We start from the raw sequence: 25,387 nt of genomic DNA on the forward strand, positions 1-25,387 counted from the left end.
GAAGGTATCCGAATCGGATTCGGGGCGTTCCCCACGATTCTGGCAGGACTGATGATGGGGCCTCTGGCTGGAGCCGCCGTCGGAGCTCTGGGAGATGTTATCGGATTTATCATATCACCCATGGGGCCGTATATTCCTCATTTTACGGTTACAGCTGCTCTAACGGGTTTTCTGCCACCCCTGCTGTGGCGACTGTTTGGCAAAGGCGTTCGTTTCTGGCCTGTTTTGGGAGCTATCGTAGGCGGGCAGACAATTACGTCTCTTATTTTGGTTCCCTGTCTTATACGCCATTTTTTCGGTCTGCCATTTGCGACGACTCTTCCAGGAGCCGTGATAAGCCTTGCGTTGACGGCTCCCCTCTGCTCCGTTTTGACTCTCAGACTACACAGAACACTTGTGCCCTCAGCGGCCTCAGCAAAACGCTAAAAGCTCCGTACAAAATCCGGGAATCGATTTCAACGTCGAACCCCGGATTTTTTTTGGACAAGCCAGACACCAACGGATGCCGTTAAAGGAACTGTCAGCAGAAGCCCCAGTGTCCCAGCCAGGCTTTGAATGAGTTCCTGAGAGACCATGGGGTCGTTTAAGATAAACTGGATGCTCAACCCCGAGGTGACTATGAGCAACACCATGATCAACGAACTGCCAAAATACGCCAGGATAAGCGTGTTGATCATACTCCCCAGGATTTCTCGCCCCACGGCAAGACCGGAAGCCCACAGGCGGGATGGCTCAATGGATGGGGCGTGATCGACCAGCTCTGCCATAGCCGAGGTCACCGATATAGCCACATCCAGTACAGCACCAATGGCTCCTACGATCACAGAGGCAAGAAAGATGCCCCTCATGTCGTACCCCGGAAAGGTGCTGGCAAACAGAGCACCTCCCTCACTTCCCAAGCCGGTGATCTGCCACAGCTCAACAGCACCCCATCCTAAAAGACATGCAGCGCCCGTCCCTCCAAGGGCTCCGAAAAAAGCCACGACCCTATACCGTCGGCGGCGAACCACCAGGCAAACAGTCACAACCGAGACCAGGGCGACGGCCAAAAGAGCCACAGGAACAGGAGAAAATCCAGCCAACACAGCCGGAACGAACCCTTTCAGAAGAACGAGCAATGAAAGTCCCAGCCCCACGACAGCGCGAACCCCAGTCCATCCAGCGAACAGACACACCAAACCAGCAGTCCCGCACAAAAAAGCCACCACCCAAGGGAGTCGAAACCGATCACTCACTGAGTATTGGACGGTCCCATCAGGAAACCGGTCCACCAAAAGGACATACCTTCGGTTGGGATACAGGGCCAGAGAACTTCCCTCCAGCTGCTCAACAAGTATCGATTTCTGAGAGCCCCTTTGCTCTCCCGTCAGATACGTGACAGCCACATCAAAATGTCGAGTACACCATTGAGAATCTCCCTTCTTTGAGATTTCCTGATCGGTCATGGGCCCCCCCCGACAGGACTGAAGTTCGACGATCCATCCGTCGTCATGGTTCCACCGCCGGATGACGACCTCTCCTGAGAGATAGCCAATTCCCCCAGAGACCATGATCACCAACATCACTCCCACGATCCATCGAGTCCATCGTCGCTTATCAACCACGTCTCCATCTCCTTTTACAAACCATGTCTGTGGATATATCAGTTTACCACCCAATGAGCAAACCTCTACTTGACGGAAAGCATATTTGAAAATATGATCATATATGAACCTACAGAATAGGAGGAGTATTGATGACCAACAACAGAGCATTTCTGGAGGATCTCGCCTCCATGTTCAAAGCCCTGAGCGATCCAACGAGGCTTGGCATGACTTTGGCACTCATGGATGGCGAAATGTGTGTCTCTGATCTGGCCGCGTCCATGGAGATCAGCGACTCATCAGCATCCCATCACCTGCGTACCCTCCGCCAGCTCGGTGTGGTTAAACGTAGAAGAGAGGGGCAGAAACTCCATTATTCTCTGGATGACCATCACGTGTTTCTGATCCTGACCATCGGTCTGGAACATCAAGAGCATCAGAGGAGGGACGAAGCATGATATTCGTCACAACCGTATTTCGAGAATCTCTGGATATGTTCCTGGATACGGCACCCTACATGCTTTTCGGGGTAGCCATCAGCGGGCTGATTAAAGCCTTCATCGAACCCGAATGGGTCCAGCGATTCATGGGCGGCAGGGGTTTCGCACCAGTGGCCAGGGCCTCTTTGGTCGGAATTCCCCTGCCTCTGTGTTCCTGCGGAGTCATACCAGCGGCAGTTGCCCTTAAAAAACAGGGGGCATCAGCCAACGCCGTCACCGCCTTCCTCATCTCTACTCCAGAATCGGGTGTCGATTCCATCGCTATGAGCTATGCCCTGCTCGACCCCATCATGACCGTCGCTCGTCCCATTGTTGCCTTCATGTCTGCCACCGTAGCTGGTATCCTTGCGGTGTTCTTTGGAGGAGCTGAAACAACGGAAGAAGCGTTGATCCATCCGTTCGAATGCGGCCATGATCACCACCATCACCACGAACACCACAACGATAACGAACACACATCGAACAGGCATGCCCTTTTGCAACGGCTGAGAAATGGTTTGGACTTTGCTGTTTTTGACGTATGGGGAGACCTCGCCAAGACGTTCTTTGTCGGAGTGATCTTTTCGGGGCTCATCGCCGCCACCGTACCTGAACACTTTCTGGAGACTGCCCTGGGCGGAGGTCTGGGCTCCATGGTTCTCATGTCACTCGTTGGAATTCCTATCTACATATGCGCTACGGCATCGACACCTCTGGCTGCTGCGCTCATCATGAAGGGAGTCTCTCCAGGGGCAGCCCTTGTCTTCCTCCTCGCAGGCCCCGCTACCAATGTCTCAGCTCTTCCCATGCTTTACAAGGTCCTGGGATCCAGACGAATGCTCATCTATCTGAGCTCTATCTTTGCTGTTTCCATACTCTCAGGGTTAGCTCTGGATGCTCTCTACATTACGCTCGGTCTGTCAGCCCAAAGTACCATTGGCAAAAACACCGAAGCCCTGCCTCCCTGGGTACAATGGGCGACCGCTACGGCCTTACTTATCTTTTGGGCCATGGCAATCGCTAAAAGGTATAGAGAAGATAAGGAGCTTGATCCAAGAAATGAAAAGGCCGACATTTTAAGTAAGAAAAATACTTTTTAAGGAGGAAATATCTCATGCAGATCGACCGAGGGACCCCTCATCAGCCACCTCAGACAACAACAGAGGAACTTCTGGAGAAACTCCGGGAGGTCAAGAAAAACGTTGTCAAGACTTCGACCGACATGCTCGATATACACCACGAGATCGTCAAAAAAGGACAGAAAGAACGAAAGGCCTACTACCAAAAGAAAGACCTCGTCGAAAAGACGGCTACCCGAAAAGATCAGCAAAAGGAGCTGTTCGATGAGAACATGGAGATTCGTCGACAGCGAGAAAAATTCTTTGCTGAACGTCATCTGGAGAGGGAAAGCGAACGAAGAAAACTCACCGGAAAAAAATCGTAAAAAGTGTTTGACAGCAACAACAAAAAGATGTATTCTATACCCAGTCAGGAAGTTAGCCAGAACGAACTCCCCTTCCGTTCTTTCCTGACACACTGTCAAATTCCCCCTCTCAATGCAGGAGCCCGGTTTTTTTCCGGGCTCCGCCTATTTAGACATCAGGAGGCGTCTCTCTGATGGAGATTTTTTGTCACCACGTGTACGAGTACTGGAAGGGCTTGCGGAACCTTATTCTTCATACGGCTCCTCTTTCCGATCTTCCCGCTATCGAGCACAAGCTCCGGCATTATTCCATAGCGTACGTGGTCCATCACATCGGACATGACAGAATCAACGTCTTTTTTGGTCATCCTGACTGCATCGCCGTGGTTCAAAAATTCGGAACCACCGACCTCTCCAAGCTTAACGACGAGCAGGACTTTATCCTGGGCATCATGTTGGGTTATGACCGAATGAAACAATGTGCCCGATATTTGAAGAAACGATCAGAGCGAGAGGCCCTGATCGGCTAATAGCAGCGTTCTTTATGCCATCACACACTCTCTCTCGACGAATATAATACAAAAAAGAGCGCTCCACGATTTTTCGTGGAGCGCTTTACTTTTTACGAGTATCCCGTCAGATTCGACGTTTATTTCATATCCCGGGCCTGAACCCAGATAACGGCATCCTTGCCCAGTTCAGCACCCTTGTACTCCTCGGTGATGACACCCAGAGCGGCAAAGCCCCACCAGCCAGCCCGAGGCACCGCGTAGGCAAAGGTGCCACTGGCGTCAGCCATGATGGTCTGGGTGACGAAGCAATCCTGAGGAGCCTCGACCTCGGCCTTCTTAGCAAAACAGTTAGCCTTCATGTCGGGCATGTGGTTCAGGTACTCAACCTCGATCTCTGCGAAGGGAACGGGCTTACCGTCAGCCTTAACGATACCCCGGAAGACGTTGCCGGTCCACAGACCATAAGGCTTGTCCAGAGGCACGATTTCAGCGGGAAGCCCCAGCTCTTCGTTCCAGTCAGTGGGCAGCCCTGCCACGTTGACGACGACCTTCGTGCATTGCTGCATCCAAACGCCCTCGGACTCCTCAAAGTACGGTCCAGGAACCAAACCCAAAACAAAGTCACCCATTCCCTTCAAAGGAACCTTAGCCTCATAGCCCTTACCTGTGTTGGTAAGGCTGGTCCACATAAGAGGCTGAAGGGAACCTTTGAGATCGGTGATCTTGCCCTTGTGAAGCATGACAAACTTCTCCACATTGGACATATCCATGGTGTGACCAGCCTCAAAAGGATGGGTGAAAACGATTTTCACATCCAGAGTCTTCCCCTTGGTCAGAGCGCTCTCGGGGGTATAGATCATCTGAAAATGAGCGAAAGCGGGCAAGGCCAAGACACAGATCAAAGCACAGGCAAGCAGAAGAACTCCACGTTTATTCATTTTATCTCAACACTCCTCACAAAATAATCCCAGTGGGATTCATAAATGCCGGGGCATAAGCCCCGGCTCAGCTAACACGAGGCTACTGGATATCCTCTCCTTTGACGATGACCTGATGGCCTGGGCCAGCGTTGAACTCGACCTCGTAGGCCCCCTCAGGGACTTTAAAGGAGAACTCGCCCAGATCATCCATGGCCCCCTCTTGAATCACGGTTCCGTCAGAAGTCCGGACGGTCATCTTAACGCCGGCAGCTGACGAACCGTCGGAGAAGCCACCTTCACAGGTAGCCGTTCCGTCTCCGTTCAGGTAACACGAACAGATGGGGGTATGAGCCATGACCACAGCGGCGCAAGACAGACACAGAGCCATGGCCAGCGCAACGATTACTCTCTTCTTCATGTTTCCACCTCCTTTCCGAGAAAGAATATTCTAGAGCTCTTTCCTTTTTGGTTCATACAGTCCAAGAGCTATAACACACAATATTATCAGACCATAGAAAACCCACGAAGCGGTGAAACCACTCAAGCCCAAGGCTTGGCCTCCTGTAAAGATGACAGAGGCTGCAAAAAAACCGAGCACAATGGGGTAGATCAACGAAAAGATAGCCCAACTCCAATTAGCCTGAACCTTTACCATAACCAAGGTCGCTATACACGGCGGATATAGAGCCATAAACACCATGAGAGCTAGGGCATGTAAGGGCGTATAGCCCTGATTTTCCCTCATCTCCTCAGTCAGATTCTTCTTCTGAGAGTCGTCATCAGCACTTTTGTAAATCATCCCCAAGGTTGCAACGGTGCTCTCCTTGGCCGCCAGAGCACTGAGCAACGCCACGTTGACCTTCCAATCGAATCCGGCATACTTAGTGACCGGTGCCAGAAAACGACCGACCCTGCCCAGAGCGCTATTGCTGGTCGTCTCATCCGAGAGTTCCTTCAGAAGCAACGCCCTATCCCGACGGAGCCTCTTATACGCCTTCTGAACCACCTTGGCCTCCTTGTCCTTACGGTTTGCCTTGGAGACCAATGGGAACAAGAGAGGATCCCGAGCCTCAAAACGCTTTTCCAGCTTTTCGCCGCCGAGTCCTGCCATACGAGCATCCTTATACTGACTCATAAAATCGATGAGTTTCACAACTCCCTGATCATCCTGAAACAGAGAGGCATATTTCGTTTTAGCAACTTTCGTTCGGAAGGTCTGAACGATTTTATCGCTTCGGAAACGGTACTCATCCATCGTTTTCTGAGGAAGCCCAGGATAATTCACCAAAAAGTATACTCCAACGGCTACAGCCATGACGACCGTCCCCACTTTTCTGACAAACATCCACGTCCGCTCTACCGCCCTGGTGACGACGCTTCGAACTGTAGGGATGTGATAAGCCGGCAGTTCCATGACAAAAGGAGCCGATTCCTTCCCCTTGAGCACTGTTATTGTAAGCACTTTAGAGACAGCTAAAGCCATAAGCAAAGTAACAGTTGAGATAAAGACCATCATCCCAGCACTCTGATACGACGGCTTGACAAAGTAGACACTGATAAGCAGGGTATACAGGGGGATCTTGGCCAAACAATTCATGAGAGGCACTACCAAGATGGTCGCCAGACGAGCTTTTTCGTCAGCAATGACCCTGGTCGCCACAACACCGGGGACAGCACAGCCTCCCACAAGAACACCACCTAAGATCAACGGCAGAGTGGATTGACCGTGAAGTCCGAAGCGACGGAGGATTCGATCCAGAATAAAAGCAATTCTCGGCATGTACCCCACATCCTCCATAATGGCGACACAGCCGAAGAGAATCAAAAAGATAGGAATATAAATGAGTACTGAGTTGATCGCTGCTACGAGGCTGATGACCAGAGACCGGAGGAGAGGTCCGCCCATAATCTCCGCAGGAGGCAGTATTCCAGCGACCCAGGCGGCAAAACGCTGAAGCCAGGGGGTCATGTATTCCGTGGCCTTATACCCCTGCACGATAGAGAGCTCGTAGAGCCCATAGATAACGAAAAGGAGCAGGATGGGGCCGAATATCTTATGAACCACCACAGCATCAATTCGATCGCTCCAGAGGACCTTGTTCTTTTGGGGCTCCTCCAGGCATCGGGACTCCAGATCAACGGCCCGAAGATGACGAGACAAACCGATATGAGCCCGGGGCTCCTCCTCGTGGTCCTGAACAAAGCGCTGGCTTAACAGCTCAGCCTTCTGAAGGATAGCCTCACCAGGGCTGCCTAAGTTCTGGACGATCTTCAGAACCGCCTCGTCCTTTTCCATGATTTTTATGGCCAGCCAGCGGTTTGGGTAAGCCAGCTCCTGAATGACATCCAGATCCTGAGCGAGTTCTTTCAGAATAGGCTCCAGAGGCCCGTAATCCACGGCAAAGGGATTTTTCCCATCAGGTGGGTTAAAAACCGACAGACATTCCTTCAAGTCTTTGCTGCCAGTTCCGCGATTACCAACAGTCTCCACCACTGGGACACCCAACTCCCTGGACAAAGCTTGGGGGTCAAGAATCAGTTCTTTGGACACAGCGACATCTACCATGTTCAGGGCGACCACCATGGGAGCGCCCATCTCCAGCAATTGAAAGGTGAGGTACAAACTCCGGCGAAGGTTAGAGGCATCAAGGACGTTGACCACCACACGAGGATCTCCAGAGAGGATAAAGTCCCGAGTAACCATCTCCTCCGAAGAAAAGGACGTCAGGCTATACGTTCCTGGGAGGTCCACCAATTCAACAGTTTCTCCGTTATGACGATACCGCCCTTTTTTGATATCCACGGTCACGCCGGGATAGTTAGCCACATGCTGCCGAGCCCCAGTCAGAACATTGAACAAGGTCGACTTTCCACAGTTTGGCTGTCCCGCCAGAGCAACGACCTTCAGATCACGTTTCATTCTGGAACAACCTCAATAAGAGCAGCCTCTGAATGACGAACTGTCACGTGCTGCCGTCCAAGCAAAAACTCCACCGGATCCACAAGGGGGGCGTTACGAACCACCGTAATGGAAATCCCTTTGTAAAAGCCCATATCCAACAATCTCTGACCGACGCTCCCCTTGGCACCGTTTCGAACTAGCCGAACAGTGCTTCCGGGCCGTACCTCGTCCAACGTCACGAAAACCTCCCCTTTCCTACTGTTGCGCCAGTATCCACGAGCCTCCCAACTTCAGGTACTCCCTCTATCGGCTATGAGAGAAAAATAAGATCAGCCATCTGCCGTCCCAGCGCTAGTCGTCCATGTCCGACCTTGAGCAGGACAGGACCTCCTTCGTTACGCAGGACCTCAACGATAGCCCCCGGGAAAAGCCCCATATCCGCCAGACGCTCTCGTGCACCATGGCCTCCCTCGACGAAGACCACCTGCCCCTTCGTACCCGACGGACACCGTGACATTACGGTATGTACATTGCTCATAACCACTTCGCCCCCTCATCGGCGGTGTTTAAACAGGCAAGAGCAGCAGGCTCTCTCCCTGAAGGAGACATCCCAGGCAAGGCATTAGGTTAGCTCCACCTAACGAAAATTTTAGCAGCCTAACTTCTTTCGGTCAAGAGGCGACAAAGCCATACCCCCTTCTTGCTATTAGGCTCAGGGCATGATATTCTCTGTTAGAAGTCACAAACAACTCTATAAGGAGGCGCATATAAATGGCCAGTATTGGAGTTCTGTACGGAAGCACCACCGGAGCCACCCAAGAGGTGGCAGAGAAGATTTCTCAGGAGTTGGGTGCCACCCTCGTGGATGTAAGCTCGGCTGACGAAAGCGCCCTGAACCACGATGTATTGATTCTGGGTTCGTCTACCTGGGGACTTGGCGAACTCCAGGACGACTGGGGAAGCTTTATCTCCGAGCTGGAGAAAGCCGACCTCTCGGGCAAGAAAGTTGCTTTCTTCGGCACCGGCGATCAGGAGGGCTTCAGCGACACGTTTGTCGACGCCATGGGCCTTCTGTACGACGCCGTAGCCGATAAGGGCGTCACCGTCATCGGCAAATGCCCGACCGACGGCTATTCCGGCGGCGGACTGGCCATTCGCGACGGCCAGTTTGTGGGCCTGCCTATTGACAACACAAACCAGGAGGATCTCACCGAGGACCGGGTATCTGCCTGGATCGAAAAACTTCGCGCTGAGATGTAAAACCGACTGGCAAAATAAAACCTAAAAAACCGAGTCGTCCCGTAATACGCGGAACGACTCGGTTTATATGTCATCTTTTGCTCACAGGCCGTTCAGACTGTCCTGAAGATGCAGGTAGATGGTCTTGCTGCCAGAGTGAGGCAGATAATAGGCGTTGACAGTACCCGTCAGGACATCCTGCCAAGTTTCCCAGAGAAGGCGATCGTGGAGAATTGCCCTGTCAGTACGCCATACGGGGAGGAGCCGGTCATACCGCTCCGCTCGACTTCGGAAACCCTCGACCAGTGACGTTCGATACGACCGAGCATCCTGGAGAATTACCGAAGCCTCTCCACCGAGGCGTTCGCTCTCCAAGCGTTCGACAGCAACTCGATGAGCTGCCGACGCAGCCTGATCATCGCCCTGTGCCTGGGCCTGATCCCGGGCGTCAAGAGCCTCCACCAGATCGCCAAAGACCACGCCGGCCGTCGCGTTCAGGGAGTTTTCCCTCTCTCTCCAGGCATTTTCCACTGCTTTAAGCTTGGCACTCTCCGCTTCGTTGACCGCTAAAAAGTCGTCCAACACCTGGAAGGGAACCTGAGGCGGAGCCGACCGGGAAATATCCACGATCTCCAGGCCACACCGTGCATCGTCAAGACGCCTTTGGGCCTCCAACACGACCGCCTGTTCATCGATGGCTCCTTTAGTGAAGTCATCCACCGACATCTGTCCGATGCAAGTCACCAGGGCTTCCTGAACGACACACCGCAGAAATGTCCGCGCCCGATCCACAGATCCCAGGGTCTGAACGAACCTGAGAGGAGCGCTTCCTTCAGGAGAGACCCTAAAGGCAACCTGCCATCGCCCGTGAACGATGTTGTGATCACCGGTGATAAGGGAGCCGTCCTCTCCGGGACGAAGCCCCTCTCGGTTGGCCCGACCACACCAGAACTCGTCATCCAGAGCCAGACGCTGGATGGCCGTCGGCACGGTAATAACCTGGTCGATGGGATCAGGAAAACCCAGATAAGGCCCTCCCGGAGGCACCACAGCCTGCACTCCTTCCCCCAGCACTTCGCCAAAACGAAGGTGAATCGCAACGGCTCCCTCGTCCACCCAGTACACACCGCTCACAGCCACCCAGAGACAGAACAGAACTCCCGCAATCACAGCAACCCTGAAACCAGATCGCAACAGCCGATCCAGAGCCAGAGCTCGACCGACATCGCCCTTTCCGCCTTGACACTTCACGGCCTGGGCCCCTCCCGATCTCGGGATGCGGGCAAGAGGATTTCATCCAGTAACGTATAGGGGGCCATGCCCGAGTCCAGAATAAACGTGCTGTTGTGACGAAGGGTTTTTCGAAGGGTCTCCAACTGTCGAAGATACAGGGCAAAATCCTGATGTTGGGCGAAAACTCTGGCGTATTCCGCAGCGGCAGCATCCCCTTCGGACCGAATTTCCTCGGCTCTTCGACGGGCAAAGGCCATAATTCGCTGACTGTCGCTCTCAGCCTTAGCCATGATTCCTCTGGCGATGGCGTCACCCTCGGATCGAGCTTTCTGAGCCATACGCTGACGAGTTTGACGCATTCTCTGGAAAACTGCCTCCGTGATCTTCTCGGGAAAGAGGATCCGACTGATTCCCATGGACTCTATCTCAACTCCCCAATGAGCCTCCGCAAGGGCCGCTCTCATCCGATGCAGTATGGCGGCCTCTGCCTGGTTCAGATCAGCCTCGTTCTCGGAGATCAACTGATCAAGCCGAAACTCACCCAGAGTGGAACAGGCAGTCCTCAGACGATCCCGAAGGAGACGTTCGGCTTCCTCGGGGGTCCGAAGGCTTCTGAAAAATTCCAGACCATCCACGATCCTCCACGTCAGGTACGCCTGGATGACCACCACCTGCCGGTCAGCGGTTTCCTGCTGCTCAAGACGATCGGGGAGAACACGAAGACGCCTGTCGAAACGATAGATCTTCTGGATAGGCCAGGGAAAGCGCCAAAATAGACCAGCGTCATCTCCCCCCGCGTTTTTCAGATCATCATGATCGGCCTTGCCGAAGGTTGTGACCAAAGCCGTCTCGTTGAACGGTACGGTGAAGGTGACCATGGTCAACACGAGAACAACCACAACGACGCTCCCAACGACGGGGCGTATCCCTCTGAACTTCACCACAACATCACTCCTCCTGTAACTGGGACTCGCCTGCTGTCTCATCATCCAGGGTCGGCAAATACACCGAAGGCGCCAGACCAGACAGTCGGAAGACCAGATCCTCCCGCTCTTTCGGAAGGACATATTTTCTGGCCTTGGGGAGGGTCTCGTCCAACACGTCCAGATAGAGACTCTGACCATAGTACAGCGGCACAGCAGAGAACAGATCGTGTCGTGACAGGAACCTGCCAGCCCGAGCTCCCTCGGTAGCCTCCCGAAGCGCCCGATAACCCACGGCTTCGCTCAGAACTGCCGCCACCGATCCGCCGCTTTCCAGAATCTCCCCGTCAATACGCTGTTTTATCTCGACCAGGTTACCCGAAATCACCCCATCGTCGATGGACTGGATCGCCCGAATCAGATCGGCGGCCTTGGCTCCGTCTCCCACAGTCTCAGTCATACGAAGCACTGCCGCCTGCCGCGCCCACTGAATGGCGGTCTCTCGCTCCTGAAGAGCCGATACCGTTTCCTCAAAATACTCGGCCACGGGTTGAGGAGGATGGACACCGACGATGCCCACGTACTCTACGGCGATACCGAGGCGAGAGCAGAGCGGATCGTTCTGCAACGTTGTACGGATAACCCGGGATACCTCTTCCCGCCCAGGGCCCACGAGAGTATCCACGTCAAATGCAGCAAAGGCACGAGCCGTGACCCGCTCTGCCAGCTGGCGAAACAGGGTAACGACGTCTGCTGCCCATTGAAGAGACGCCAGAGGATCGTCGATCCGATACTCGACGATCACGTCGGCTCCTACAAAGGAGACGGAGGGTAATCTCTCTCCAGCCACAACCTGAGCAACATCGGCTGGAGGAGCCACCGGCAGGTAGAACTCAGACCGAAGACCGTGTTCGTTGGTCCAGAGGATGGGGATTCCCTCTTTGTAGACGGCTCCATCCTCCGAAGTAGGACGGTGGGATCCCACGTGAACTCGACGAAGCCGAGTCACGTCCACTAAAATCGTCGAATCCATGGGCCAAGGTGCCTTGAATCGAAACCCCGGCTGTACGACCATCAAAGGCCGCCCCCATCGAAGAATTACCCCAGCGCTTCCCTGAGGAACCACAACTACCGACGAGAGAGCAGATAATAATAGGATGACCGCAACACCCAGAGGCAACATCATATGTGACAGATGATGGACAAAGCTGCTTCCAGAGAGGTCCACACCAAACTGGTACGCAAAGGCCTCCCGAAGGGTGTGCCCCAACGACGCACGACGACTCAGAAGATCCAGAAGACGAGAACGGTGAAACCACCGAATTTCCCCAGACTCAAGAGGACGAAACCACTCCAGTGCGGAGACCAAAATCACCTCAGCAGCCACGGAGATATTCAGCCATAGGGCCACCCGTTCAGTCCACACGACGAGATCAGGCCGATGGAGCATGACCAGAAGGACCTCAAGGACCAGAAGACAGCCGACCAGAAACGAACCCCGAAGATATCCCAGACAAGGAGACAGAGGACCTTCCTGATCGTCCCCCAAAATTGACTCGAAATACCCCTTGGCCAACCACGCTCCCACGGGGATGAGGCTGGAACAAAAGAGAAGAGCACCAGAGGGAAGGGGCGATACTGGCACCCCGCCAAAATGGCCGAACAGAGCGGACAGAGAAAACAACCCTAAAACTGCAGCGACCAACCCAGCGGTGGAAAACCGCCAATCCACGGAGAAAACCTCTCCGCTATCGATACGGGATAGAGCATAGGTAACGGCCAGCCACGGGATACTTGCCGCCGCCAAAAAAACCACAGGAAGCCAGCCGATTTGTTCCCCACCAAACAGAGCGACAAAACCACCCAGGCCCATCAACATGGTTTGAAAGACAGCCCCGTGGCGGGCCGTCCTCGCCAGACGATCACCGGTCATGAGAGGAGCCCTCCTTAAAACGAACCAATCGAGCTGAATTGAGGACGACGGCCATAGATGCACCACCGTGAAGCAGAGCCGCCATAACAGGGTGAACCCACCCCATAGCTCCAAGGATCATAGCCGAAGCGATAGAGCCGAAAGATATCCAGAGGTTCTGACGAATCACCGCCAAGGTCTCCCGACCAAGCTCAATTACCGCTGGGACCGATGTCACATCGTCATTCATCAGGGCGATTGACGAGGATGAGATAGCCAGATCGCTCCCAGCCGCCCCCATAGCGAATGAGAGATCACCTGCCGACAGGGCAGGCCCGTCGTTGACCCCATCGCCAACTACCGCCACAACAGCTCCCTGTTCCTTCTTCGCGTTGACGAAAGCCATTTTATCTTGAGGGAGCATCTCCGAACAATACTCTCCTATTCCTACGGCCGAGGCAATCCTGGTTACCACAGAATCCCGATCACCCGACAGCAAACTCAGATCATCGATACCCTGACGCCGAATCCGATCCAGCGCCACAACGACATCAGCTTTAGGCCGATCCTCCAGAGCCATGAGTCCAGCATATCGGCCATCCACCCCAACATATAGCAAACTTTGTCCCTGAAATAAAGTAAGATCCAACGAGGGAATTGAAATCCCGGCCTCCTGAAGCCAATCGCGCTGCCCCAACATGACTGATCGACCATTCACCGTCCCCTCAACGCCCTTCCCATGCCGTTCCTGAACATCTGATGCCGAGGGTACCGGCACTCCAAGCTCAGAAACATACCGACACACCGATTTAGCTACCGGATGGGACGATCCCCGCTCTACAGCCGCAGCGACAGCCATAAGCTCCTCCCTGGACCAGGAGAATTCGGGCTCTACTTCTGTAACATGAAGACGTCCTTCCGTCAAAGTCCCCGTTTTATCGAAGACCATGGCGGTCAGACGATCAGCCACCTCAAGGCAAGCCACGTCCTTGATCAGAATTCCCAGACGGGCGGCCACCCCTAAAACAGCGACGACGGCGGTGGGACCAGCCAGAAGAATCGAGCAGGGACATGCCACAACAACCATAGCCACCATCCGATCCAGATCCCGGGTACCAAACAACACGGCCCCGGCTAGAAACAAAACCACCAGGATATACCATCGAATATGCCGATCAATAGTCTGCATGATGGGAGTCTTGGTCGCCTCTGCTTTGGCAATAAGCTGGCGCACCATTCCTATGGTGGTCTGCTCTCCTACAGAGACCACACGACAAATCAAGACCCCCGTGAGATTCACGGTACCCGCAAACAGCGACTCTCCAGGTTCCTTATCCACCGGAAGAGATTCCCCTGTAATGGTCGCCTGATTCACAGAGGACTCACCCTCCAAGACGATACCATCCACTGGAATCCGTTCTCCGGGGCGAACCTGCACCCGATCTCCCGCCTTGAGATTGGACACAGGAATCTGAACCCAATCGTCCCCCTGGGGGACCCAGGCCTCAGGGGAATGGAGGTCCAGCAAATCGGCCAGGCTGTCCTGAGCCCCCTGTGCTGACCGATGTTCCAAAAGGGCAACCATGGCCATGACAAAGGCAATCGTTGCCGATGTCACAAACTGCCCTGAAACGAAGGTAGCGATAACTCCCAATGCGGCCAGCTCGTTCATATCGCTGTGATCAGCGAACAGATCCTTGACGGCGTTGAATACCAACGGTGCCCCCAAAAAAAGAGCCGCCGCCAAAGCAGCCAAAGCGCTTCGAACATCGTCGCCAAAGGCAAACCGAGACAGAAAAGCCGTCAGGAGGAGAGCTCCTCCCAAACCGAGATAGACCGGTCCGCTTGATGAATGATGATGATGTCCCACCATCTCCTTCATAAAGTCATGCGCCATGGGACCCCCCTCTTTCGTTCGTATTGGCATACACTATCCCAAGATATGTGGCCAGTCAACGTACATTGATGAACGGAATTGAACACGATCCGACGGAAACCTTGTTCGGATTTCCAAGCCATGTTATCCTACGGTCAAGACAATTCAAACGATAAAAACGAAAACGGAGGGATGAGGTATGCAGATTGCAGCAGTGATCGCCATCGTCGCACTGGCTGCCTGGCTTTTGGTGAGGCGATTCAGCTCCGTAGTCAAAAACGGAGGCTGTGGATGTGGTTGCGACGACTGCGGAGCGTCCTGTGCCTCGGCCGACTACATCAAAACAGTTAAGCAGGAGGAGAACCAGCAAAAAACAGATTGAAAAATTCACTTGTAACAAAGAGAGGGCAAAACAGGTGCCCTCTCTCGTTATAAACGACACGTTCTCGCTCAGAGAGGAGAAGATAACACCATGGACTGGAGAAGCGTGATCCCCCAGGGGCTGAGAGACACGGAGACAGAACTCTACGTGAACGCAGAGGAAAGTCGGCCCTGGATCGTGGACTGTGCTCTGGGCTCGAGTCCTGTGGGGCCTCCGCCGATCGTCCAGGACCGCTTCGGCCCGTTTTTCGGCGATGATCTGTGGCGCTATACAGCTCCGGCAGACAGGCTGTCTGAACCATTCTGCCAATATTGGGGCAACCTGGTTCACCCTCATGAGCTGGCGTTTGCCAACGGTACGGACACGATTCTGGTGATCCTGGCGAAGGCTCTGGGAGCTCCCGGCGGGCTCGTCTTGGGGCTAGCTCCTCAGTTCACCGACGCGCCAGTCCACTTTCAGCTTTCCGGCTGCGAATTCCGCCCGATCTTCCTCCACGCTCCATCCTATGCTATCGAGATTAAGGACATCCTAGCAGGCCTGGATCGTGATGTCTCTCTCGTATACCTGGACAGGCCGCACAACCCAACGGGACAGCTTATGCCCCTGAATGAGCTGGACCAAGTCATTCAGGCTGCCGAGGAGATGGGCGCTCTGGTTATCGTGGACGAGGCCTACGGCGACTTCGTACCGGAGGATCAATCGTGCCTTCATCTGAACCGATCCAACTTGGTATGTCTTCGAACCTTCTCCAAAGGGTGGGGCATGGCGGGAATCCGAGGAGGCTACGCCGTTTTTCGTTCACCCCTGGCCCGAGAGCTCTATCTCCGGGTCAGTCCTCCTTTCACGGTAGACGCTTTGGCTTTCGCTGCCATCCCCATGGCCCTAAAGGACGCCCCTCGATTTCTTCCTCCCATGCGCCGTGAGGTAGCGTCCATCAAAAGCCGTGTGAGCAGAATCATCGCTGAGACATCGGGGTATTCTATCGCCCATACCCACCCATCAGTGGCTATTATGATGGTAACGGCTTTGGACAAAACCGTGAACCTCTACGATCGACTTATGGATCACGGGATCAAGACGGCCCCCGGATCAGGTTTTCTGGGGATTGGAGATAACTCGGTCCGACTCCGAATTCCCCCGGAGTCGGACCTGGATGACTTCACCCGCTGCTGGACCAGCATGGTGAAATCCTAGCTTATTGCCGAGACACGACTCTCTCTGGAACCTCACAAAGAAAGGGTTCAGTCCAAAAAGGACCGAGCAGCCTGATATCCCTCCTCGATGGCCTCCTCGGCCCGAAAGAACTCCATGAATCGAACGTGCCCCAGTCTGGGGGTAATGAGCAGATCGGGAACGTCGGTTTTCAGACGACTCTCGGTGATAGAGCTCTCCATGATGTTTACTGACGTGACGATAACGTCCACGATATTCGGCGGTTTGGGAGCCCCGTTTCCCTTCTCCCCCACAAGACCCCGGATTTCTTCCAGGATCCGACTTCCCAGAGACGACGGATCTTTCCCCGCAATTGCAGGCCGTTTTCCTCCCCGTCGCCCTTCCTGTTTGCTCTCCACCACGTAGTGGTTCAGGTCCACCCCCACCACAAAGTCGCTCCCCAGTCCTCGAGCGACGTTCACTGGCACGGGGTTGACCAGCCCCCCATCCACCAGCGGAGCCTCGCCCATCATCAGAGGTGTGAAGACCCCTGGCACGGCGATACTGGCACGAACAGCATCGATGACAACCCCCTCGGCCAGGATCACCTCCGATCCATCTCGAAGATCTGTCGCCACCACTGCAAACGGCAAAGGAAGATCCTGAAAGCTCCGGTCACCAAGTATATCCCGAAGAAGCTTGGTGACCTTCTGACCGTCCACCAGCCCCGAGTAGGGAAAAACAACGTCAAAATAGGATAAAAGATTGAAGGGATCCAGCTCTAACAGCAAAGTCTCCAGGTGATCAAGCCCTCCCGAGGCATGGACAGCACCGACAATCGCGCCGATACTGGTTCCCGCGATGGCCGCCACCGGGATATTCTTCTCCTGAAAGGCCCGAAGGATCCCGATATGGGCGCACCCCCGAGCTGCTCCTCCGCCCAGGGCCAGTCCAATGGACCGGCCTTGATCCAGGGCCTCACGCAGTCCTGCGTCCAAGGGATGCTCCTCGCTCCCGAACGATGGCCAGGAGATCGGTCAGAAGAGCCTGTCCTGTCTCCTCACGGCCAGCACCGGGACCGACAATAGTCACGTCCCGAAGGGTGTCCGTACTGTAGGTGATGGCGTTGGTGGCTCCCATGACGCCGGCCAGAGGATGGTCCAAGGGAAGCTCAACGGGAGCAACCGACGCAGCCACGGAGCCATTCCGGCGCTCCACCTGAGCCAGCAGCTTGATCCGTCGTCCTCGGGCTTTTGCCCTCTCGACCTCTGCCCGAGAGACCTGGGCGATACCCTGACGCTTCACCTGGGAGAGGGGCATGGGAGTGCCCATAATAACCGTAGCGATGATCTGAGCCTTGACCGCCGCATCCCACCCATCCACGTCTCCTGACGGATCGGCCTCGGCATAGCCCAAGCTTTTGGCCTCCGCCAAGGCACTCTCGTAGTCTAAGCCCTCCTCCATCCGGCTTAAGATATAGTTGGTGGTTCCGTTGACAATCCCCTGGACCCGTACCACATCGCACCCCGCCATGGATTCCATGGCCAGGTTGATGGACGGAGTGCCACTGAGCAAGGCCCCTTCGAAACGGTAGGCCACACCGTAACTGGAGGCCAGATCCATGAGCTCGGGCAGGGCCACCGAAACTGGTCCCTTGCTGGAGCTGACCACGTGCTTCCCAGACCTGATGGCCCGCCGGATCAAGGAAAGGCCGGGCTCACCTGTTACGAGATCCGTTGGAGTCGTCTCCACCATGACCGAGACGAGATCCCCTGCAAGAAACTCCTCCAGATTCGCCGAAGCAGCATCAACCCCTGACAGGTCACCCCGTTCGTCAAGTGAGGTCAATACCTGTTCCAGGTTCAAACCGTCGGGGTTCCAGAGAGACCCTCGAGATCTGGTGACGATGGCTTTCACCACCGGGGTGAAACTGTACCGTTGAACCAAATCTTCCCCCTTTCGAATCAGTATCCGAGCCAATCCTTGCGCCACGTTTCCAAAACCGACCAAGGCAATACCCCACTCCACGACACACCCTCCTTCCTACACGAGAAGTTCGGCTATCTGAACGGCATTCAGAGCCGCACCCTTGCGGATATTGTCGGACGCCACCCACAGAGACAATCCATTCTCCAAGAATTGGGAGGCCCTTATACGTCCCACATACACGGGGTCCGTCCTCGCTGCACTTATGGCCAAAGGATAGACCGACGAATGAGGATCGTCCCGCAGGATAACTCCGGGTGCTGATCCCAAAATCTCCCGAGCCTGGTCGGGAGAGATAGCCTGATCGAACTGGGCGGTGATCGACAGGGAATGGCCCCGCATGACAGGTACTCTGGTGCAGGTACAGTCTACGCTTAGATCCGGTACGCCCATAATTTTTCGGGACTCGTTCACCATTTTCCACTCTTCGTCGGTAACCCCATCCTCGTCGAAAGTCCCCACCTGAGGGACAGCGTTGAAGGCAATCCTGTGAGGGTAGACCGAGGCCCGCCGGTCGGCAGTATCCGCCTGCCCATCCAGCACGAGGCGGCTCTCCTCTTCAAGCTCTTCCACGGCCTTCCATCCCGACCCCGACACGGACTGAAGAGTCGTAACCACGAAACGCCTTAACCTCGCCGAGCGATGCAGAGGATAGAGGACCATAACAGCGTGGATCGTCGAACAGTTGGGATTGGCGATGATCCCCTTAGACCGATGGACAGCAGAAGCTCCGTTTATCTCGGGCACCACCAAAGGCACATCTGGATCCATCCGCCAGGCCGAACTGTTGTCGATAACCACGGCTCCCCGCTCAGCGGCCACAGGTGCCCAGGTCTTGGACGTGCCTCCTCCGGCAGAAAACAGAGCCACGTCCACCCCATCGAAGCCCTCAGGGGAGACCTCAGCCACGCGCCATTCTCGACCGCAGAAATGCACCGAGCTCCCGGCAGATCGTGCCGAAGCCAAGGGACGAAGTTCGTCCACGGGATACTTTCGAGACTCCAAGGTCGCCAGCATCTCACGCCCCACCAGGCCAGTTGCTCCAAGCACAGCTACGCGCATAGGACGATCCCTCCCTCCAGGAACTTACCGTGAAGCGCCCGAACGGCCTTCACGCTATGAGTCGCCCTGATGACGCAGGTCATCGACAGAGCCGACGACAGAAACATCTCAACGGCCACTCCGATCTCCTCCAACACCGACAGGATCTGACTCGATATTTCCGGGTGATTGACGAGGCCAACCCCTACCACCGATACCCGAGAAAGTCCGTCATCCCAGCTCAGTCCCGAGGCGTTCAGCTCCCGACACACGGCCAGAGTCTCGTCCAGTAAACTCCGCCGGATCAAAAACACCGCCCGCCCCCCCTGAACGACGATCTGGGCCACGATCCCCCGCTCTGATAGAGCCCGAGCCACCCGACAGGGATCGATCGTGTCGTCAAAGGCGACCCGTGCAGCATCGTCATCCTGGCTGACCGCTCGGACAGCCGCCCGTTCCTCCACACAGTCTTTCATAATCCAGGTCCCTTCTTTCTCTTCGTCACTGGACGCAACACAGACGTTCACACCACTTCTGATCGCCATCTCCACGCTACGCGCTTGAAGCACCTGAGCCCCTGCTACAGTCATCTCCAGGCACTCGTCCCATGAGATATAGTCCAACTTTCGAGCCTTTTCAACAACCCGTGGGTCGGCGGTGTAGATACCGTCCACATCGGTGAAAATATAGCAGACATCCGCCTTCACTGCAGCCGCTACAGCAATCGCCGAAAGGTCCGATCCCCCTCGTCCCAGGGTGATAACATCACCAACTTCATCCTGGGCCTGAAACCCCGCAACCACAGGCACCATGCCTTCATTTATGGATCGAAGCAGCCGGTCAGGATCGATGGATCGGATTCGCCCTTCGCAGTGACGTCCTGAGGCCGAGATCCCTGCCTGAGCTCCACTGAAGGACAGGCTCTCCACACCGAGTTCCTGAAGAGCCATAGCAACCAAGGCGATGGATTGCTGCTCGCCCGTGGCCAGAAGCTGATCCAGCTCTCGGAGACATTGCCCACCAGGAGCAGTACGAAGAGCCAACTTCAATAGCCTATCGGTAGTGTCTCCCATGGCTGAGACCACCACTATGACCTGACTCCCCCGCTCCCAAAATCGGCTGATACGGCGAGCCACAGCGGCGATCCTCTCCGGCGAACTCACGGACGAACCACCAAACTTCAGGACAACACGCTCATGCCTGGGATCCATGAGATCTATCCTGATCGTGAAGGGCCGGTGCTGCGACGAACGAAAAACCTCGAGCAACCAAGGCACGGGCGGTACGATTGACTGCATCGTGTTTCAACAGGTAATCCCTCTGAAGCTTGTGCATCCACCCACGAGACAGGATCTCCTGCTTGGACAGAAAATAATCGGTGATCGACGCAGGATCCGACAGAGCTCCTTCTACCTCGGGATCACCTCCCTCATGCTTAGCCGATAAGTTGGACACCGAGGCTGCCAGTTCAAGCAGGTCATCCCGACGACAGTATGGCTGGCGGACAATGTGCCTCCACGGCTCGGTGATATGGTGCTCAATACGGACCGCCGACTCCAAACCCAAAGCTTTACGGATACGGGCTATAGCCAACACGGCAGACACGTCACAGGAATTGGAGAGGTTGAAGCCCACTAGAGGGGTTGAACCATCTTTCCGGGCAAGAAACCGGGCCATCATAAGTGTCCACAGAGCGGCAGCCGGGTTGTCGTTCCCCATAAAGACCGAAATCTTGAACCGAATATCCACCCCCAACCGATAGAGGAGATACCCCAGAAGGACCGTCCCGGAATTCACGTTCAGAACCTCTTGAACCCCATACTGAGTGTAGTACTGCAGAAATTCATCGATCCACCGATAGCCGTAGTCGTTAGGCTGACCGATTCCTCCGAAATACCCCGTAAGTGTTTCAGGGCCACCCAAATGGATATTGGAGCCATCGGTTCCCCGAGTATCCAGAGATTCCACCAGGCTAGCACCCATGATCTTCATAGAGGCTGCCACTGCGGGGAGGTCGCCGTTGTCCTTGACCTGTTCTGCCATATTACGAACTCGGATGAATCGGCCAGGCATCACCTCTCGCTTCTCAAGAGCCTGCTCGGCCTCGGCTATCAACCAGGGAAAGAACTGGAGAGCACTGATCTCGAGGGTAACTGCTCGACGTTCGTCTACGCTCGAATCGGTTTCATCTCGAGACACCGACCGGCAGAACTCGTCCATCGAAACGAAATCCCCCTTATCACGCTGCTCCCTGAGCCACAGGACATCCTTAAGATAAGGAGAGCTCTCGGCATCAAGACGTCCTAAAAGGGAATCCAGGGCCCCAGCTTCCCTGGCTCTCGCGTTGATTTCTTCAGGCGTCCCGTAGGGGGCCATGACCTCCAACAACCGCGAAACAACCGGGTTCGACTCATCAAGTAGATACTCCGAAACAGCCTGCACCGCCACCGGATCAAAAGAAAGACTCTCTCTCATATGTGCTCACTCTCCTGACGATAAGCATACAAAAAAGCCGGATCCCCCTGTAAAGGTGACCCGGCCTGGATGAACGCCTGATGCGTACGTACAGCTACGCGCCGACTCTTCCAGAAGGGTCGCCGAACATGGTAGTGCACGTAGTTACAACCTTGAAACCCCACAGATACGTGGTCACGACGACATCACCTCCTGAAAGTAAAAGACTCTATCGAAACGAATAATAGGAAAGGATACATTACCTTGCACTCTCTGTCAAGCAATTGTCGTTGCTCAGTGTAGGTGTTCAATACATTTGTTACACCGAGGAGGCAAAGACTCCTCGTTCCTTAAATCACGGCGATACAGGATCGGATTCCTGGGAAAACAAAATTTTGATAATTCCATGTTGATCTTCAGGCCCGAAACACTTCAAGTTTTCTCGCAGGACAGTTCTCTTATTGGGAGCATCAAATGGATAGGAAGCATGAGGGATATTTACATCGAGATCAAATGCATAGCTAGTGAATGCTTTGACAATATTGCTACCAGACAGCCCATCACGTGTATCTCCCAATACGTCTGATGCATGAGTCAAAAACATACTTGGTATTCCGTACACTGAAGTTTCCTTTGGAGGTTGACGCAGAGTTCACCGGCGAGTGAAACGACTTGTTGGACGAAATCGTTATGTGAAGAGATCGAATACAAATCTTTTTATACCACAATATTGAAAATTATTTTTATTTTCATAGACATGCCCAGTCGTTCCATTGCATTCTCAAGAAAAGAGGGGGGCATCATGCTGTTTTCAAAAACAGCATGATGCCCCCCTGATTTATTTAGTTATATTTCAATCTTTTTTCTTATTTATTTCACTTCAAACACAAGAGTAGTACCATTAAATAAATTTTCGCAATCGCCATTACCCTTTTCTGTTACCTCACTTTTTAGAAACCATAATCCTTTTTTAAGGGGCTGAAAGTAAAACCTGCCCTGCAAGTCACTCTTTGCATAAGCTGCAAATGCCATATTTACTTTTGAATGATCATAGCCTTCGCCAACTTTTGCATATCCTCCAAAACTCCCGAAAATTTCAGCAAGTTTAGCTGGTTTTCCATCCAAAGTAATTTTAAATTCAAGTAAATTCCCAACCCTTAAATCATTTATGCTATCAAAAAGTGGGGTTATCTCAAGATGTTTACCAAATGCTTTTTTTATAATTTTACTATCTCCGCCATCAACAGAAATTAAAGCCTTGCTTTGCATAGTTGCTATTTCACAATATTTTACTTCCTTTTCAGTATCTTTTCTGGTCTTACCCATTTCCCACTGACCATCACTTGTTTGTATCCAAGCAGTTGGTTTATAAAATGCACTTAGAACATAAGCTCCTTTTTTAAGTTTTTTACCTTCGTAATGATATTTATGTTCTCCTGTTTGTTTTAAAACTATTTCGCCATTTTCGCTTATGACTTTGATAGGAGCAAAAATTTTAACCCTTTCTGGTTTAATTTTTTCTGGATTTGGAAAATCATGCCCATAGATTATATCAGCATTGAAGTTTTTACCATTTTCTCCCCAAACCCACAAATCATGAGCGAAAGCCGATGAGGCAACGAATGTAACCAGTACAACTGCCATGCTTAAAATTATCACATTGATTTTTTTCATGACAATCTCCTTTCATTACATTTTACAAATTTTTTGATGCCACCTCTGAACCCGAACGACATTCTAAGCAAGCATCCACGTGCTACAAAATTTTTTCTTCATACTTTCTCCTCCTTGAAAAAAGATTTTTGTCGAATCGCCCAACGCTGAGGTCAGGAGCGGCGTGATTTTACCCCAGCACTTGGATTAAAAGGACTAGCTGTCGATGTTAATAAATTTCGAAAAATCGTGAACCTCACACTGCCTCTTGAAGTGACTTGTTAGCCATTAGTTTTCACTTTCGTTTATTCTGTAGCAATATTTTCCATCGCCGTTATCGATGACGATAGAATACATGAGCAAATAAACAAATAAAGGGAGTTGAGCATTCTACTTTATTTTTTATTTCAGCTATAGTTTACTATAGCTCGGTATTATTTCTTTAAAAGAGATTTTGTGATTCTATATTGGCGCAAGTAGACCACTTTCACATCTTGTTATAATATTTTAATTTTAATCTATTTTCATGACTTGGATAGCTTGTAACCCTAAAGGAATGAATTTGGAGAAGCTAGAAACTTGAGCGATTCTCGCTTGCTAAGCTTATTCCAAAGGTCGCTCTCCATGCAATTTAATTGTCTAGAAATTCAAACAAACATTTTTTTTGATTATCCTGTGAAACAATTACTAAAAACAACCAATAATTCATGCCTTTAGTATTTATTTACCTGAACCCTCTTCTGTAAGATACTCCACACTCGCAATGAGTAATTTGCCTGAGAGATTGCCAGCAGAATATTGACCCAACGGGCTTTTAAGTCGTACCTCTTCGGTACAAGACATTATTTCTTACCTTCCATGCTTGAAAAATAAAATCCTAATATCTGACAAGTTAATTAGAACTAAAGCGATATCACCATTCTATTTTATACACTTTCCTTCTTTCTCCTTCGCTCTGCACTCATTGTCGAGTTCACCTGTGATAGGCTTGGTATATATGACATCATAATCCGATGTCGGCCAATTGGAACAATTTTTACACCAGTGCCATGTGTCGCTTCCCTTCCTTTTTCGATATTCAACCATAATGAATCTCCTTTCTTAGCCCCATTGAATTTCGTTGGATATGTGCATAGGCTTACACAATACCCAACGTGAAGTCCCCCAGTGGGTGAAACGAGTCCAGTGGAGAAATTCGTTAAAAGCCCCATGCTTTACCATAAAAACAGTACTATGATTGCAAATTTTTAACGCAGAGCCCACCAGCGAGTGTAACGGGTCCGGTGAAACGACTTGTATATTTTTTTACGTAAAATCAACCTGACCATCAGGATTGATAACATATTCAAAGATTAATTCATCTATTGAGTCGCTACGAGTACAGTCTTTTATACTAATGATTTTTATAGCTGCAAAATTACCATAAGAATTTTCAAGGATTACAATTTCACCCTCTTGAGGGGTTCTAGAACGAGATGAAAAGTCATAATCTTTGGCAGATGAGATTTGATTTATTGCAGACACGCCCTTTGCCAAGGCAATAGCTTTGATTGATGCTGGATCATTGTATACATGTATTGACTGATCACTTGCTTTTGACCATTTAGTTTCAAATTTTAGTTCATCGTTACCAATAACGAACAAACCATTATTATTGCTGTAATCGAATGAGTTTCTACCTTTGAGTCTACGATTTGCATATTTCTTAGTTCGTTTA

At 52.6% G+C, this 25,387-nt stretch carries 24 protein-coding genes; 8 read left to right on the plus strand and 16 right to left on the minus strand.

The genetic code is table 11. The features are described 5' to 3' along the window. Positions 1 to 426 (plus strand): ECF transporter S component (locus CSA35_00840; GenBank protein PIE55432.1); only part of this gene is annotated, 426 nt, incomplete at its 5' end. A 29-nt stretch (positions 427 to 455) separates the two neighbouring features. On the opposite strand, the gene CSA35_00845 is transcribed toward CSA35_00840, so the two are convergent. Beyond that, a complete protein-coding gene (locus CSA35_00845; protein PIE55455.1) occupies positions 456 to 1,562 on the minus strand; it encodes a hypothetical protein in 1,107 nt (368 codons plus the stop codon). A gap of 173 nt (positions 1,563 to 1,735) precedes the next feature. Here CSA35_00845 and CSA35_00850 point away from each other — a divergent pair, with 173 nt between their 5' ends. The 4 genes from CSA35_00850 (at position 1,736) to CSA35_00865 (ending at position 4,015) form a co-directional block, all read left to right on the plus strand. After that, positions 1,736 to 2,041, plus strand: a complete 306-nt coding sequence (locus tag CSA35_00850) for a transcriptional regulator (GenBank protein PIE55433.1) — start codon at positions 1,736 to 1,738, stop codon at positions 2,039 to 2,041. Next, positions 2,038 to 3,162, plus strand: a complete 1,125-nt coding sequence (locus CSA35_00855) for a hypothetical protein (GenBank protein PIE55434.1) — start codon at positions 2,038 to 2,040, stop codon at positions 3,160 to 3,162. Before CSA35_00850 ends, CSA35_00855 begins: the two co-directional genes overlap by 4 nt. Before the next feature lie 14 nt (positions 3,163 to 3,176). After that, entirely contained in the window at positions 3,177 to 3,506 is a 330-nt protein-coding gene (locus tag CSA35_00860; protein ID PIE55435.1) for a hypothetical protein, read from the plus strand. A 173-nt stretch (positions 3,507 to 3,679) separates the two neighbouring features. Next, on the plus strand, positions 3,680 to 4,015 hold the full coding sequence (locus CSA35_00865) for a hypothetical protein (protein PIE55436.1): 336 nt from the start codon (positions 3,680 to 3,682) through the stop codon (positions 4,013 to 4,015). 119 nt (positions 4,016 to 4,134) lie between these two features. On the opposite strand, the gene CSA35_00870 is transcribed toward CSA35_00865, so the two are convergent. The 5 genes from CSA35_00870 to CSA35_00890 all read right to left on the minus strand — a co-directional run bounded on the left by CSA35_00870 (position 4,135) and on the right by CSA35_00890 (position 8,336). Next, positions 4,135 to 4,935 (minus strand): nickel transporter, encoded by an 801-nt coding sequence (locus CSA35_00870; GenBank protein PIE55437.1) that lies wholly within the window; start codon positions 4,933 to 4,935, stop codon positions 4,135 to 4,137. Positions 4,936 to 5,017: 82 nt separating this feature from the next. Continuing rightward, the gene (locus CSA35_00875) at positions 5,018 to 5,335 is read right to left on the minus strand and encodes a hypothetical protein (GenBank protein PIE55438.1); all 318 of its coding nucleotides are present in this window, start codon (positions 5,333 to 5,335) and stop codon (positions 5,018 to 5,020) included. Positions 5,336 to 5,365: 30 nt separating this feature from the next. After that, positions 5,366 to 7,837, minus strand: a complete 2,472-nt coding sequence (gene feoB, locus CSA35_00880; protein ID PIE55439.1) for a ferrous iron transport protein B — start codon at positions 7,835 to 7,837, stop codon at positions 5,366 to 5,368. After that, positions 7,834 to 8,058: an iron transporter FeoA gene (locus CSA35_00885; protein ID PIE55440.1), complete on the minus strand. Its 225-nt coding sequence runs from the start codon at positions 8,056 to 8,058 to the stop codon at positions 7,834 to 7,836. The genes feoB and CSA35_00885 overlap by 4 nt, the downstream gene beginning before the upstream one ends. Before the next feature lie 71 nt (positions 8,059 to 8,129). Further along, positions 8,130 to 8,336 carry a hypothetical protein gene (locus CSA35_00890; protein ID PIE55441.1) on the minus strand — a complete coding sequence of 69 codons (207 nt, stop codon included), beginning with the start codon at positions 8,334 to 8,336 and terminating at the stop codon, positions 8,130 to 8,132. Positions 8,337 to 8,590: 254 nt separating this feature from the next. Here CSA35_00890 and CSA35_00895 point away from each other — a divergent pair, with 254 nt between their 5' ends. Next, positions 8,591 to 9,079 carry a flavodoxin gene (locus CSA35_00895; protein PIE55442.1) on the plus strand — a complete coding sequence of 163 codons (489 nt, stop codon included), beginning with the start codon at positions 8,591 to 8,593 and terminating at the stop codon, positions 9,077 to 9,079. Between the two features lie 81 nt (positions 9,080 to 9,160). Here CSA35_00895 and CSA35_00900 read toward each other — a convergent pair whose 3' ends face one another. The 4 genes from CSA35_00900 to CSA35_00915 are packed head-to-tail and all read right to left on the minus strand — an operon-like array spanning position 9,161 to position 15,053. Beyond that, complete coding sequence (locus CSA35_00900; GenBank protein ID PIE55443.1) at positions 9,161 to 10,336, minus strand: hypothetical protein; 1,176 nt, start codon at positions 10,334 to 10,336, stop codon at positions 9,161 to 9,163. Then, complete coding sequence (locus tag CSA35_00905) at positions 10,306 to 11,415, minus strand: hypothetical protein (protein PIE55444.1); 1,110 nt, start codon at positions 11,413 to 11,415, stop codon at positions 10,306 to 10,308. The genes CSA35_00900 and CSA35_00905 overlap by 31 nt, the downstream gene beginning before the upstream one ends. Continuing rightward, a complete protein-coding gene (locus CSA35_00910) occupies positions 11,240 to 13,147 on the minus strand; it encodes a hypothetical protein (GenBank protein PIE55445.1) in 1,908 nt (635 codons plus the stop codon). Before CSA35_00910 ends, CSA35_00905 begins: the two co-directional genes overlap by 176 nt. Continuing rightward, positions 13,137 to 15,053 carry a hypothetical protein gene (locus CSA35_00915; GenBank protein PIE55446.1) on the minus strand — a complete coding sequence of 639 codons (1,917 nt, stop codon included), beginning with the start codon at positions 15,051 to 15,053 and terminating at the stop codon, positions 13,137 to 13,139. Before CSA35_00915 ends, CSA35_00910 begins: the two co-directional genes overlap by 11 nt. A 148-nt stretch (positions 15,054 to 15,201) precedes the next feature. Between CSA35_00915 and CSA35_00920 the strand changes: the two genes are divergently transcribed. Then, on the plus strand, positions 15,202 to 15,384 hold the full coding sequence (locus tag CSA35_00920) for a hypothetical protein (protein PIE55447.1): 183 nt from the start codon (positions 15,202 to 15,204) through the stop codon (positions 15,382 to 15,384). Positions 15,385 to 15,474: 90 nt separating this feature from the next. Then, on the plus strand, positions 15,475 to 16,578 hold the full coding sequence (locus tag CSA35_00925; protein PIE55448.1) for a hypothetical protein: 1,104 nt from the start codon (positions 15,475 to 15,477) through the stop codon (positions 16,576 to 16,578). A 47-nt stretch (positions 16,579 to 16,625) separates the two neighbouring features. Here CSA35_00925 and CSA35_00930 read toward each other — a convergent pair whose 3' ends face one another. The 6 genes from CSA35_00930 to CSA35_00955 form a co-directional block, all read right to left on the minus strand. Then, the gene (locus tag CSA35_00930) at positions 16,626 to 17,534 is read right to left on the minus strand and encodes a patatin (GenBank protein ID PIE55449.1); all 909 of its coding nucleotides are present in this window, start codon (positions 17,532 to 17,534) and stop codon (positions 16,626 to 16,628) included. Further along, positions 17,515 to 18,564, minus strand: a complete 1,050-nt coding sequence (locus CSA35_00935) for a homoserine dehydrogenase (GenBank protein PIE55450.1) — start codon at positions 18,562 to 18,564, stop codon at positions 17,515 to 17,517. The genes CSA35_00930 and CSA35_00935 overlap by 20 nt, the downstream gene beginning before the upstream one ends. A 15-nt stretch (positions 18,565 to 18,579) precedes the next feature. Further along, entirely contained in the window at positions 18,580 to 19,584 is a 1,005-nt protein-coding gene (locus CSA35_00940) for an aspartate-semialdehyde dehydrogenase (GenBank protein PIE55451.1), read from the minus strand. Continuing rightward, a complete protein-coding gene (locus CSA35_00945; GenBank protein PIE55452.1) occupies positions 19,575 to 20,774 on the minus strand; it encodes an aspartate kinase in 1,200 nt (399 codons plus the stop codon). The genes CSA35_00940 and CSA35_00945 overlap by 10 nt, the downstream gene beginning before the upstream one ends. Continuing rightward, entirely contained in the window at positions 20,758 to 22,038 is a 1,281-nt protein-coding gene (locus tag CSA35_00950; protein PIE55453.1) for a hypothetical protein, read from the minus strand. Before CSA35_00950 ends, CSA35_00945 begins: the two co-directional genes overlap by 17 nt. An 849-nt stretch (positions 22,039 to 22,887) precedes the next feature. After that, positions 22,888 to 23,691 carry a hypothetical protein gene (locus tag CSA35_00955; GenBank protein ID PIE55454.1) on the minus strand — a complete coding sequence of 268 codons (804 nt, stop codon included), beginning with the start codon at positions 23,689 to 23,691 and terminating at the stop codon, positions 22,888 to 22,890. Positions 23,692 to 25,387: the final 1,696 nt, after the last annotated feature.

It is taken from the genome of Dethiosulfovibrio peptidovorans (genome assembly GCA_002748665.1).
In the GTDB taxonomy this organism is placed as follows: domain Bacteria; phylum Synergistota; class Synergistia; order Synergistales; family Dethiosulfovibrionaceae; genus Dethiosulfovibrio; species Dethiosulfovibrio peptidovorans_A.

Bases quoted from the DNA above. Each gene is read 5' to 3' on its own strand.
- CSA35_00910 (PIE55445.1), bottom strand. From the start codon at position 13,147: ATGACCGGTGATCGTCTGGCGAGGACGGCCCGCCACGGGGCTGTCTTT.
- CSA35_00870 (PIE55437.1), bottom strand. From the start codon at position 4,935: ATGAATAAACGTGGAGTTCTTCTGCTTGCCTGTGCTTTGATCTGTGTC.
- CSA35_00940 (PIE55451.1), bottom strand. From the start codon at position 19,584: ATGCGCGTAGCTGTGCTTGGAGCAACTGGCCTGGTGGGGCGTGAGATG.
- CSA35_00920 (PIE55447.1), top strand. From the start codon at position 15,202: ATGCAGATTGCAGCAGTGATCGCCATCGTCGCACTGGCTGCCTGGCTT.
- CSA35_00945 (PIE55452.1), bottom strand. From the start codon at position 20,774: ATGGATCCCAGGCATGAGCGTGTTGTCCTGAAGTTTGGTGGTTCGTCC.
- CSA35_00950 (PIE55453.1), bottom strand. From the start codon at position 22,038: ATGAGAGAGAGTCTTTCTTTTGATCCGGTGGCGGTGCAGGCTGTTTCG.
- CSA35_00860 (PIE55435.1), top strand. From the start codon at position 3,177: ATGCAGATCGACCGAGGGACCCCTCATCAGCCACCTCAGACAACAACA.
- CSA35_00895 (PIE55442.1), top strand. From the start codon at position 8,591: ATGGCCAGTATTGGAGTTCTGTACGGAAGCACCACCGGAGCCACCCAA.
- CSA35_00875 (PIE55438.1), bottom strand. From the start codon at position 5,335: ATGAAGAAGAGAGTAATCGTTGCGCTGGCCATGGCTCTGTGTCTGTCT.
- feoB (PIE55439.1), bottom strand. From the start codon at position 7,837: ATGAAACGTGATCTGAAGGTCGTTGCTCTGGCGGGACAGCCAAACTGT.
- CSA35_00850 (PIE55433.1), top strand. From the start codon at position 1,736: ATGACCAACAACAGAGCATTTCTGGAGGATCTCGCCTCCATGTTCAAA.
- CSA35_00845 (PIE55455.1), bottom strand. From the start codon at position 1,562: ATGTTGGTGATCATGGTCTCTGGGGGAATTGGCTATCTCTCAGGAGAG.
- CSA35_00925 (PIE55448.1), top strand. From the start codon at position 15,475: ATGGACTGGAGAAGCGTGATCCCCCAGGGGCTGAGAGACACGGAGACA.
- CSA35_00915 (PIE55446.1), bottom strand. From the start codon at position 15,053: ATGCCAATACGAACGAAAGAGGGGGGTCCCATGGCGCATGACTTTATG.
- CSA35_00890 (PIE55441.1), bottom strand. From the start codon at position 8,336: ATGTCACGGTGTCCGTCGGGTACGAAGGGGCAGGTGGTCTTCGTCGAG.
- CSA35_00955 (PIE55454.1), bottom strand. From the start codon at position 23,691: ATGAAAAAAATCAATGTGATAATTTTAAGCATGGCAGTTGTACTGGTT.
- CSA35_00855 (PIE55434.1), top strand. From the start codon at position 2,038: ATGATATTCGTCACAACCGTATTTCGAGAATCTCTGGATATGTTCCTG.
- CSA35_00905 (PIE55444.1), bottom strand. From the start codon at position 11,415: ATGGTCAGAGTCTCTATCTGGACGTGTTGGACGAGACCCTCCCCAAGG.
- CSA35_00865 (PIE55436.1), top strand. From the start codon at position 3,680: ATGGAGATTTTTTGTCACCACGTGTACGAGTACTGGAAGGGCTTGCGG.